This window comes from Nocardia sp. NPDC056611 (genome assembly GCF_042792755.1).
Lineage (GTDB): Bacteria > Actinomycetota > Actinomycetes > Mycobacteriales > Mycobacteriaceae > Nocardia.
Genome location: NZ_JBHTVV010000008.1, coordinates 200,213 through 211,431 on the forward strand (window position 1 = coordinate 200,213; position 11,219 = coordinate 211,431).

The 11,219-nt window shown below is 68.8% G+C and carries 11 protein-coding genes; 2 read left to right on the forward strand and 9 right to left on the reverse strand.

The window, feature by feature from the left end:
* Positions 1–10: 10 nt before the first annotated feature.
* Genes ACFRAQ_RS32835 through cysD form a run of 4 tightly spaced genes read right to left on the reverse strand, consistent with a single transcriptional unit; the run spans position 11 to position 4,768 of the window.
* Positions 11–808, reverse strand: coding sequence for an SDR family oxidoreductase (locus ACFRAQ_RS32835; RefSeq protein WP_379106616.1), 798 nt, complete (start codon positions 806–808; stop codon positions 11–13).
* A complete protein-coding gene (locus tag ACFRAQ_RS32840) occupies positions 805–2,001 on the reverse strand; it encodes a hypothetical protein (protein ID WP_379106618.1) in 1,197 nt (398 codons plus the stop codon). Before ACFRAQ_RS32840 ends, ACFRAQ_RS32835 begins: the two co-directional genes overlap by 4 nt.
* Entirely contained in the window at positions 2,001–3,863 is a 1,863-nt protein-coding gene (gene cysC / locus ACFRAQ_RS32845; protein ID WP_379106620.1) for an adenylyl-sulfate kinase, read from the reverse strand. Before cysC ends, ACFRAQ_RS32840 begins: the two co-directional genes overlap by 1 nt.
* Positions 3,863–4,768 carry a sulfate adenylyltransferase subunit CysD gene (cysD, locus tag ACFRAQ_RS32850; RefSeq protein WP_357094822.1) on the reverse strand — a complete coding sequence of 302 codons (906 nt, stop codon included), beginning with the start codon at positions 4,766–4,768 and terminating at the stop codon, positions 3,863–3,865. Before cysD ends, cysC begins: the two co-directional genes overlap by 1 nt.
* A gap of 337 nt (positions 4,769–5,105) precedes the next feature.
* Between cysD and ACFRAQ_RS32855 the strand changes: the two genes are divergently transcribed.
* On the forward strand, positions 5,106–6,041 hold the full coding sequence (locus ACFRAQ_RS32855) for a helix-turn-helix domain-containing protein (RefSeq protein WP_379106622.1): 936 nt from the start codon (positions 5,106–5,108) through the stop codon (positions 6,039–6,041).
* A 95-nt stretch (positions 6,042–6,136) separates the two neighbouring features.
* Here ACFRAQ_RS32855 and ACFRAQ_RS32860 read toward each other — a convergent pair whose 3' ends face one another.
* Both ACFRAQ_RS32860 and ACFRAQ_RS32865 read right to left on the reverse strand, forming a co-directional pair.
* Entirely contained in the window at positions 6,137–7,309 is a 1,173-nt protein-coding gene (locus ACFRAQ_RS32860) for an FAD-dependent monooxygenase (RefSeq protein ID WP_379106626.1), read from the reverse strand.
* 112 nt (positions 7,310–7,421) lie between these two features.
* Positions 7,422–8,249, reverse strand: coding sequence for a helix-turn-helix transcriptional regulator (locus tag ACFRAQ_RS32865; protein ID WP_379106629.1), 828 nt, complete (start codon positions 8,247–8,249; stop codon positions 7,422–7,424).
* A gap of 84 nt (positions 8,250–8,333) precedes the next feature.
* Between ACFRAQ_RS32865 and ACFRAQ_RS32870 the strand changes: the two genes are divergently transcribed.
* On the forward strand, positions 8,334–9,083 hold the full coding sequence (locus ACFRAQ_RS32870; RefSeq protein ID WP_379106632.1) for an SDR family oxidoreductase: 750 nt from the start codon (positions 8,334–8,336) through the stop codon (positions 9,081–9,083).
* Positions 9,084–9,086: 3 nt separating this feature from the next.
* Here ACFRAQ_RS32870 and ACFRAQ_RS32875 read toward each other — a convergent pair whose 3' ends face one another.
* The 3 genes from ACFRAQ_RS32875 to ACFRAQ_RS32885 all read right to left on the reverse strand — a co-directional run bounded on the left by ACFRAQ_RS32875 (position 9,087) and on the right by ACFRAQ_RS32885 (position 10,970).
* Positions 9,087–9,374 (reverse strand): hypothetical protein, encoded by a 288-nt coding sequence (locus ACFRAQ_RS32875; protein ID WP_379106635.1) that lies wholly within the window; start codon positions 9,372–9,374, stop codon positions 9,087–9,089.
* A 168-nt stretch (positions 9,375–9,542) separates the two neighbouring features.
* Positions 9,543–10,085, reverse strand: coding sequence for an NUDIX domain-containing protein (locus tag ACFRAQ_RS32880; protein ID WP_379106637.1), 543 nt, complete (start codon positions 10,083–10,085; stop codon positions 9,543–9,545).
* Between the two features lie 330 nt (positions 10,086–10,415).
* On the reverse strand, positions 10,416–10,970 hold the full coding sequence (locus ACFRAQ_RS32885) for an NADAR family protein (RefSeq protein WP_379106639.1): 555 nt from the start codon (positions 10,968–10,970) through the stop codon (positions 10,416–10,418).
* Positions 10,971–11,219: the final 249 nt, after the last annotated feature.

The following is an 11,219-nucleotide window of genomic DNA, read 5'->3' on the forward strand; positions in this document are numbered from 1 at the left end:
AACTCCTTGCTCAGACGTGGTATTCGCCGCAGTTGACGTCGATGGTCTGCCCGGTGACGGCGTTCGCGAACGGCGACATCAGGTAGACGATGGTCTGCGCGATCTCATCGGGCAGCGGCAGCCGCTTCAGGTCGGACTTGGAGGCGGTCTGCTGGTAGACCTGCTCCTCGGTAATGCCGTACTTCTTGGCGATCTCCGCGAAATACCACTTCAGCTGGTCGGTCCAGATGTAACCGGGCAGCACGCTGTTGACGCGAATGCCCTTCTCCCCCAGCTCGGTCGCCAGGGTCTGCGACATGGCCAGCAGCGCCGCTTTGGCGATCTTGTAGCTGCCGTAGCGGGGTTCGCTGTGCCGCAGCACCATGGAGTTGACCATGACGATCGACCCCTTGGTCTCGGCCAGCCCGGGCGTGAACGCCTGCGTCATGCGCAGATTGCCGAGCACGGTCAGGTCCACGCTCTCGCGGATCTGCTCGAAGTCGGTGCGCGCCAGCGGCTTCATCGACGGCACCTTGAACGCGTTGTTCACCAGCGCGTCGACCCGGCCGAACGTCTCGATGGTCTGCTTGGCGAGGTTCTCGACGGTCGCCTCATCGGTGATATCGGTGGGCACGCACAGGGTTTCCGCGCCGCCCTCGGCCGCGATCTCGTCGGCGACCTCCTTCAACCGTGATTCGGTGCGCGCCGCCAGCACCACCTTGGCGCCGGCCGCGGCGGCCTCCAACGCGATGGAACGGCCCAGTCCGGGGCCGATTCCGCTGACCACGACGACCTTGCCGTCCAGCAGTCCGGTCTTCAGACGGCTCATCCCAGCATCCTTTCCGCGAAGGCGCGCTGACGTGCGGCGATCCGCTCACGCCACCCGGCCTCGTCGATTCGATTGAGTTCATGGTGCGGCAGGCTCTCCGCCACCTTGTCGAAGGGCACCAGCTCGATGGTGGGCCCGTCCTCGGGCGTCATCGTCCGCGAGACCCGCTGCCAGCGGAACTGGAGAATGCCGAGCTTGCGCCCGGTGGTCTCGATCCAGTTGGCGACGCCCGGATTCCGCGCCGACACCACCATGCGGATCATCCCGTCCGGATCCACCTGCGCCTGCCGGTGATTCAGGGAGGTCTGGTGGTTGACGTAGTCGAGGGAGATGTACCAGCGACTGCCGAGCTGGAATCCCTGGTACGGCGCATCGGATTTCGGCACGGTGATGATGAGCGCCTGGTCGTCCTCGAGCTCGAAGTGCCCGACCGAGGAGTACTGGGTGCTCAGCCCGCCCGGCGTGAGCCGCGGTTCGGTCAGCGTATTGACCGGCAGGTTCAGGTAGAACCACTTCGGGAAGTTGAACCAGGTGTGCACCCGGGTGAGCAGCATGCGCCCGGCCGCCCGGTACCGCTTACGCAGCTGTTCCACGCCCGCTTCGACCGGCGCGGTGCCGATGGTGTCCACCCGCTCGATGCGAATGGTGCCCTTGCGCTCCGCGTTCCAGTCGCCGTACACCTCGCGCACGGCCAGCATGGACGCGCCCTCGGCGAGCACGAAGTAGTTCGGCTCCGGGTTCTCCTTGGGCGGCCCGAAACGCAACTGGTAGCTGCCGTCCGCATGGATCTCGAGCCGCCGGTCGTCGAACGCGTCGTCGCCGTTGGGCACATCGGAGGCGGTGTAATCGCCCTTGAGTACCTGGAAACTCAGGTCGACGGTGCTGCCGCGCACGCCGGTGAGCAGGTATTCCGCACCCGGCTCGATATTGGCGCTGTAGTACAGCGTGTCCGGATTATCCAGGCCCATCTTGGTGTAGGGCCCGGTCGCGGTGACCAGGTACGGGTGCGAGGTGCCGTGCGCCCGGGACAATTGCAGCACCGCGGCGATACCGGCCTGCAAATAGTCGTATCCTTCGGCCAGGTCGTGCGGGTCGCGGATGAAATCCGCACCGGCGATGAGCTTCTCGGCCTCCGCGACGGCCGCCAGGAACGGTTCCGTGAGCGGCGGTTGGGCCTTGTCGATGTCTGTCATCAGCTGTCAGCGATCCCTAGTGTCTCTCGAATTCGATGGGCGATCTCGGCCGGCGTCCCGTCCGAGGGGGTGATGGTGAGGTCGGCGAACTCCGGCCGCTCGTACGGCGAGCTGACACCGGTGAATTCGGGCAGTTCCCCGGCGCGGGCCTTCCGGTACAGGCCCTTCGGGTCCCGCAGTTCGCACTCTTCCAGGGGCGTGTCGACGAAGATCTCCCGGAACGGAAGATGCTTGGCGTCGTGCAGTTTCCGAGCCTCGCGGCGTTCGGCCCGGAACGGGCTGATCAGCGAGACGATGGCGACCACGCCCGCGTCCGCGAACAGCGCCGCCACCTCGGAGACGCGGCGGATGTTCTCGCGCCGGTCCTCGTCGGTGAAGCCCAGGTTCTTGTTCAGCCCGTGCCGCAGATTGTCGCCGTCGAGCAGATAGGCGGGCTGCCCGGACGCGATGAGCTGCCGCTCCAGTTCGACCGCGATGGTGGACTTCCCGGACCCCGACAGCCCGGTCAGCCACACGGTCGCGCCGGTGCTGAGCCGCTGCCCGCGCTCCACCGCGGAGCTGTGCCACACCACGTTCGAGGCCTTGTGCCCGACCTTCGGCGCGCCAGTGGAGCGTCCGGTGATCATGCCCGCGGCCACCGTCTGGTTGGTGGTCTCGTCGATGAGAATGAAGCTGCCGGTGGCACGGTTCTCACGGTAGGGATCGAACAGCAAAGCCTGCCGGCTCTTGAGCGTGAGCCGCCCGATGTCGTTGAGCCCCAGCGATTCCGCGTCGGTCTGCCGGTGCAGGGTGTTCACGTCGAGCCGGTAGTCCAGGTCGGTCACCTCGACCTTGGAGGTCTGGGTGGCGGTCCGGATCGAGTACGAGTTGCCCGCGCGCAGTTCGGTGTCGTCGGAGAACCAGCACACCATGGCGTCGAGTTCCCGATCGGTGTGCGGCTGGTTGCCGGGCCGGGCGAGCATATCGCCACGGCCGATGTCGATCTCGTCGTCGAGGGTGAGCGAGACCGCCATGCCGGTGAACGCCTCGTCCACCTTGCCGCCGCCCGGCCCCCAGATCTGGTTGACGTGGCTGGTGCGCCCCGAGGGCAGCACCACGACCTCGTCGCCGGGCTTGAAGATGCCGCCCGCCACGGTGCCCGCGTAACTGCGCTGGGTCTCCCCGTGCGGCCGGATCACGTACTGCACCGGCAGCCGGTTGTCGATCAGGTTGCGGTCGGAGGCGACGTGCACTTCCTCCAGGTGCCGCAGCAGCGGCGGCCCCGGATACCAATCGGCGGTGTTGGCCGAGGAATCGACCACATTGTCGCCGAGCAGCGCCGACACCGGCACGAAACTCAGGTCGCCGACATCGAGCTTGGTGGCGAAATCCGCGAATTCCGAACGGATCTCCTCGAACCGCTGCTCGGACCAGTCGACCAGGTCCATCTTGTTCACGCACAACACCAGGTGCCCGACGCCCAGCAGCGAGGACAGGAAGGCGTGGCGGCGGGTCTGCTCGGAGACGCCCTTGCGCGCGTCGACCAGGATCAGGGCCAGGTCCGCGGTGGACGCGCCGGTCACCATGTTCCGGGTGTACTGCACGTGCCCGGGGGTGTCGGCGATGATGAACTTGCGTCGCGGCGTGGTGAAGTAGCGGTAGGCGACGTCGATGGTGATGCCCTGCTCCCGCTCGGCGCGCAGGCCGTCGGTGACCAGCGACAGGTCGGGCCCGTCGCCGCCGCGCGAGAGGCTGGCGCGCTCGATGGCGTCGAGCTGATCGCTGAACAGGCTCTTGGAGTCGAACAGCAGCCGCCCGATGAGGGTCGACTTGCCGTCGTCCACACTGCCGGCGGTGGCGATCCGTAACAGGTTGCGGCGCATCAGAAGTAGCCCTCTCGCTTGCGATCTTCCATGCCGGACTCGGAGATCCGGTCGTCGGCGCGGGTGGCGCCGCGCTCGGTCAGGCGGGTGGTCGCGGTCTCGGCGATCACCTCGACCGGGTTGGACGCGCCGGATTCCACGCAGCCCGTGCAGTCGGCGTCGCCGAGGGTGCGGAACCGGACGGTCGCCTCGAATCGCCGCTCGTCCGCGCCGAATTCCAGGAATCGGTTCTCCGCCAGCAGCATTCCGTCGCGCTCCACCACGGTGCGGCGATGCGCGTAGTACAGCGACGGCAGTTCCACCTCGGCCTGGTCGATGTACTCCCAGATGTCGAGCTCGGTCCAGTTGGACAGCGGGAACACACGAATGTGCTCGCCCTTGCGGTGCCGCCCGTTGTAGAGGTTCCACACCTCCGGCCGCTGCGCGCGCGGATCCCACGCGCCGTACTCGTCGCGGAAGCTGAACACCCGCTCCTTGGCGCGCGCCTTCTCCTCGTCACGCCGCGCGCCGCCGAAGACCGCGTCGAAGCGGTGCTCGCGGATGCTGCGCAGCAGGGTGGCGGTCTGCAGCCGGTTGCGGGTCTCGCCCGGGCGTTCGGTGACCCGGCCCGCGTCGATATCGTCCTGCACCTTGCCGACCAGCAGCTGGGCGCCCAGCCGCGCCGCCGTGCGATCCCGGAAGTCGATGACCTCGTCGAAGTTGCGCCCGGTGTCGATGTGCAGCAGGGCGAACGGCAGCGGCGCGGGCCAGAACGCCCGCCGCGCCAGTTCCAGCATGACCGCCGAGTCCTTGCCGCCGGAGAACAACAGCACCGGCCGCTCGAAGGTGGCCGCCACCTCCCGAATGATGTGCACCGATTCCGCCTCCAAGGCGTTCAGGTGCGACAGCTCATATCCCGTGCGCATCTCTCGTCCCATTCGCCGCGTCTGTCGAACCGGTCGGGTTCTCACTAACCCTTGCGGTGTCGAATATTCGACGCTATTGTTCGATAATGTGACACCGACGATAAGTCGGGACCGGGCGACGGTCAATACCCGTGCCCGAATTGGCGCGCACCGTCATCGCCGGAATCGGCCGCCGCCCCGCCGGGATAGGCCCGCGACACCGCCTGGACCGGCCCCGGTCAGGGTCACTCCGCTGTGCGTGACCGATACACCGACCGATACGATTTCCACGCGCCCCTCCCGCACCGCGGGACCGACACCCGCAGGAACCGAGTTGCCTGAATCCACCACCGCACCAGTGGCTTCCACCCCCGCGACGGTGACCGAACCCTGCGCGTCGCCCCCGACCCACCGCGTCGTGCAGGCGATCGAACTGCTGTCCCGGCATTCCGGTGAGCGCCTGTCCCTGGCGGCGATCGTCCGCGCCACCGGCATGTCCCGCGCCACCGCGCACGCCGTGCTCACCCAGCTGTGCGCCGATGCCTGGACCGTCCGCGACCCCGAGGGCAACTACAGCCTCGGCCTGGGCCTGCTCGCCGTGGCCCGCCGCGCCGACACCGCCTTCCCCGTCCGCAGCCTCGCCCTCGGCGCGATGCACACCCTCGCCGCCGACAGCGGCGTACCGGTGTTCCTCGCCGAGCGGGAATTCCACGGCGGCTCACGCACCGCCGCGTCGGCGAAGCCCGGACCCGGTGAGGCCGCGCTGGACACGATCGTCATCACCGAGGTGCTCGGGACTCCCTCCGCCCCCTGGATCCGCCCGGCCCGCCGCATGCCCTTCGCCCCGCCGGTGTGCCGCGAATTCGTCGCCTGGGCACCGGAATCCGAGCGCGCGGCCTGGCTGGCCGCCGCCGACCCCGCCCACCGCGACCGCCTCGCCGCCGTCCTGAACGCCATCGCCTCCCGCGGCTACTCGGTGGAACGCCTCGCCGACGACTCCGCCCCCATGCTGGAAGCCCTGGGCGCCCTGCGTCATTCCCCCGTCACCGACCCCCTGCGCCACCGCCTCAGCGCCATGATCGCCGACCTCATCACCATCGACTACCTGCCCGACGAACTGGGCGACCAGAACGCCGTCGTGTCCGTCGCCGCCCCCATCTTCTCCCCCGACGGCCCCGTGATCGCCTCCATCGTCGCCTGCCCCGACACCAATCTCTCCGCCGCGGGCCTCGGTGACCTGGCCGCCGCCACCATCGCCGCCGCCGACACCGTCACCACCTCCCTCCGCAGCTGACACCCGCGCGCCACCGACACCGCGCGGATCTCCTCGCGCCATCGCGAGACGGCCCACACCGGGTCGGTGCGGGCCGTCGAATCAGACTGCAAACGTCAGCGATTCGCGAGTTCCGAGAGCTGGAAGGCCAGCTTGAAGCGGAACGCGGGAATGCGGGCCAGGGTGCTGATCACCAGGTTTCGGATCATGCGGGCGGGGCGGGCGCGGAGAGTGGCCATGCGGGTGACCCGGTCGGTGAAGGCGACGACGCCGAGAGCGACTGGGCGACGGGTCGTCTCGTAGTCGTCGAGGAGCGAGGCGGGGGCGCCCGCGACCACGGCGGCCAGCAGGCGACCGAGAACGACCGCGTCCTGGATGCCGGTGTTCATGCCCTGGCCGCCCGCGGGGCTGTGGACGTGGGCGGCGTCGCCCGCCAGCAGGACGCGGCCGGCGCGGTAGTGGTCGGCGACGCGGTGGTGGACGCGGAAGCGTGAGCTCCAGATGATCTCCTCGACCTTCGCGTGAGCGCCCGGGCGGCGGGCGTCGACCAAGCCCTGCACGTAGGCGAGGTCCTGGTGCTCGGGAGCTTCGGCGACGGTGGCGACGATGCGGAAGCGGTCGGGCCGCGCGTCCGGCAGCGGGGCGATGACGGTGACACCCTCGGGCGAGAGTTGCAGGCAGACCTCGTCACGCGGCTCCGGCCAGGTCATGCGGACGTCGGCGAGGACGAAGGATTCGGGGTAGGTGGCGCCGGTGAAACCGATCCCGGCCGCCTCCCGCACCTTGCTGTGCATACCGTCCGCGCCGATGACCCACTCCGCGCGAACGGAATTCGCGACGCCGTCGGCATCGGTGAAGGTGACCGTGACGCCGTCCGCGTCCTGCGTGAGCCCGGTGACCTCGGCGTGCCGGACCACCCGCACGCCGGCCTTCTCCAGCCGCGCCAGCAGGATCGCCTCGGTGGATTCCTGACCGAGCATGACGGTGTAGGGGTGTTCGGTGGGCAGCCCCGCGAAGGAGACGCGGGCCAGCGTCCGGTCGCCGTCGCGCATGACGAAGTTCGGCACCACGAGCCCCTGCTCCAGCAGTCGCTCGGTGACCCCGAATTCCTCGAGCACCTCCAGCGTGCGAGCGTGCACCACCACCGCACGCGAGGTGTTGGCGCCCTCGGCGAGCCGATCGAGCAGCACCACATCCACGCCCGCGTCGGCGAGCGCGATTCCGGCGGTCATGCCGGCGGGACCGGCACCCACGATGACGACCTGGGCGGTGGCGGGCACTGCGTTCATGACAACTCCCCAATCTCTGCCAACACTTGTTGGCCAACGTCTGTTGAATTAGACGGTACGACCCGGTCGGCACCATGTCAACAGTTGTTGGCCAACGATTGTTGGCAACTTTTCAGCGGTCGGTCGCCGCGGCCAGGGAATGGAAGATGCTCGCCGTGCGGCTGTGCGGGGTCGCGCAGTAGACGATCACCCGCTGATCGGTGTCGGAGATGTGCAGCACCTGGCACTGGAAATCCAGCGGACCCAGTTCCGGATGCCGGATGCGTTTGCGATGCGTGCGACGCACCTCCACGTCGTGCGCGCCCCACATGTCGGCGAAACGCGGTGAGGTGCCGAGCAATTCGGTGACCAGCGCGGCGAGCGCCGGATGGCCCGGATACCGGGCGTAGGCCGCGCGCAGGTCGGCGATGAGGGCGCGGGCGAAATCCCGGGTGTCGGCTTCGGCCCACTGCGGGTGGTCGACGGCCTCCCGGAACATCCAGCGGATCATATTGCGCTCGTGGCCGGGCACGGTGTCGAGATCGCCGACGAACGGGGTGGCGGCCCGGTTCCAGGCGAGCACCTCGTAGGTGGCGTCCACCACGTAGGCCGGCGTGGCGAGCGCATCGAGAATGGTCCGGACCGCCTGCGGCACCGTCTTGTTCGGTCCCGCCACCACGGGCGGCGCCTCCCCCGCGATCCGGAACAGGTATTCGCGTTCGTCGACGGTCAACATGAGCGCGCGGCCGATCGCCGCCAGCACCTGCCGCGAGGGTCTCGCCCCGCGCGCCTGCTCCATCCGGATGTAGTAGTCCACCGAGATCCCGGCCAGCTGCGCCACCTCCTGACGCCGCAGGCCGGGCGCGCGGCGGTTCAGGCCCAGGGGCAATCCGACGTCGGCGGGTGTCAGCCGGTTGCGCCGGGCCTTGAGAAAGGCCGCGAGCTCGCTACGGTCAGCCATGACTCCAGTGTGGGCCGGTATTCCCGTCCAGGGTGGTACAAACCGGTCCTCCCTCGGAATCCGCTGCCGCGCGAGGCTTTTCCCATGAGCGGAACAGCATTCATCACCGGAGCCAACAAGGGCATCGGCTACGAGACCGCCCGGCAGCTGGCCGCGCGCGGCATGACCGTCCTGATCGGCGCGCGCGACCCCGGACTCGGGCAGGCCGCCGCGGACACGCTGCGGGCCGAGGGCGCGGACGCCCACTTCATCCAGATCGACGTCGCCGACGAGGATTCCGTCGCCCGCGCCGCCACCCGCATCGAGTCCGAGTTCGGCAGGCTCGACGTGCTGGTCAACAACGCGGCCATCACCGGCGGCCTGGAAGGCGACGGCAAGGCGTCCTCGGGCACCCTGGCCACCCTGCGACACGTGTACGACACCAACGTCTTCGGCCTGATCGCGGTCACCAACGCGCTGCTGCCGCTGCTGCGGCGCGCGGAGGCCGCGCGAATCGTCAACGTGTCCAGCGAAGTCGGCTCCCTGGCCGCACGCACGGATCCGGACAGCCCGCTGTCACAGATGCCGTCCGCGATTCCCTACACCGCGTCCAAGACCACCGTGAACATGGTGACGGTCCTCTACGCGCAGGAACTGAAGGACACCCCGATCAAGGTGAATGCCGCCAACCCCGGCTACACCGCCACGGATCTCAACGGCCACAGCGGTTTCCGCACCCCCGAACAGGGCGCGGAACCCAGCGTGTACCTCGCGACACTGCCCGCGGACGGACCCACGGGCACCTTCTGGGGGCACGTCTTCGGTAGCGAGGAGTACGCGCGCCTGGACTGGTGAGCGCTACCAGCTGCCGGTCGACGGCGGGTCGCCGCGGTGCCACATATCGTTGCGGTCACGCATGCAGCGCGGCAGCCACCATTCGTGCTGTTGCTTGCAGCGGTGGATGAACCAGGCGTCGCCCTGGTCGCCGCCGCGATCGCGGTCCGGGCTCTGGTCCTCGTACCGGGTGGCGGCGGGGCCCGCCATCGGAGTCGCCGCCGGTGCGGCCTGGGCCGCGGCCAGGCCCGTCACCAGTGGCGCCGTCACCAGCACGGCCGCCAGCGCGGCCGCGGGAGTTCTTCCGAACATATGATCACTTCTTCGTATTACGGAGTGCACCAATACGATCCATGACCAAATCCCCCAGCCCTTCCCGGCGTGGACCGCGACGACCATTGAACGCCGCCCGCGTCACGCCGCAAGGGCCACTGCTATCCATTTTCAGCGGATCTTCCGCTTTCGACCGTAATGAACCGTCTATCCGACTGGACGCCCGGTCGCCTTCTCGTGCAGCAGCAGAAGCGAATACGCGGCAACGGTTTGCGCGTCCACGATCGCCCCCGCCCGGATCATGTCCTCGAACTCGTCGCGGGTGAACCACCCCGACTCCATGTCCATCTCCGACGGCTCCCGCTCGTGCTCCCCCTCGGTCAGTTCGGTCGCCAGCACCACGGTCCCGTAATGCGTACTCGTCCCCGGCGCCGGAGCCACCTTCCCCAGCACCGTCAACTCCCCGGCCCGCAGCCCGGTCTCCTCCCGCAACTCCTGCCGAGCCACCGCCACCAGATCACTCTCCCCCGCCACCGCCCCACCCGGGAACTCCCAGCACCGCCGCTGCAACGGATACCGGAACTGCTCCACCAGATGGAACCGCTCCCCGTCCCACGGAATCACGATCGCGAAGTCCGACTTCCGGATGAAGGCGTAGATCGACTCCTCCCCATCGGCCTGCCGCACCACGTCCTCCCGCACCGTGATCCACCGATTCGAATACACCTCACGACCGCTCACCGTCTCCATGCCCCGATCCTCCCTCATCCGAACCGAGATCAGCAGAGTGCGGCGATCGCGGCTACCATCCGGCCTCGGGTGTGGGAAGCAAGACGGCGCAGCTCTTCGGAACCGTCCCGGCGAGCGCCCTACCGTCACTGTCCGAGCAGACTCGACTCGACTTCGACAGCTCCCCTCAGCCCGACACTCGGCCTGCCGCCTCCACCGACGAAAACCTCCGGCGGGCAGCCGGAACGGTGCGGTCACCGGCACCCGCATCGCCTGGCTGGCCGAGAACGCCCCGTGCACACCGCAGGTCGAGGCGCGCTCGCGCTCCACGAGCGGCGCGTGGGCGCCGCGTCAGAGCTGGCGGGCGGGGGCCAGTGCGTCGCGGGCGTCCATGAGCGCGAAGCCGAGCAGGTTCTCGCCGCGCCACAAGGACGGGTCGGCGGCGTCCGGATTCTCCGCGCCCAGGCCGATGCCCCAGATGGTGTCGCGGGGTGCGGCTTCCACCAGCACCTTCTCGGTGGTGGCGAGCAGGAAGTCGCGGAGCGCGTCGTGCTGGCCGAATTTGGCGATGCTGCCGCGCAACACGATGTCGAAGCGGTGGGCTTCCCAGGTGTCCTGATCGAAGCCGGAGATGGCGCGGCCCAGGCGTTTCGCGTCCGCGGGGGTGTCGCTGGCGAGGATGCGGGTGCGCATGTCCTCGTCGCCGAACAGACGGGCCTTCTCGGCCATCATGAAATGTTCGGCGCTGGAGTAGGTCTGGCCGTCCACGGTGAAGTCGACGGGCCACCACTGGCTGAGCACCCACTTGCCGACCTCGTGCCCGGGGGTGCGGGTGTGCCCCCAGAAGAAGAGGAACTCCGGTCTCGCTCCGGCCGCCATATCCGCTGTCAGCTGCGCCCTGTCCACGCCGCGACCCTAGCCGACCCAGATGACACAGTCGTGAAGAAATCCCGCCACACCGGCGACGCGCCGCGGCCGTGGCCGGGCGGAGCGCCCTCGCGCCGACGTGTACGTCGCCGGGGCGGCGGTCCTGCCGTGTGCATCGCGCCCCGCCCGAATCAGGCGGATTCTAGGAGTCGTTGCAACACAAGTTGATCAACTGGCTTCGGCCAGGAGCTTAGCCAGACGCTGGGCTGGGGTCTCCCAATCCAGCGT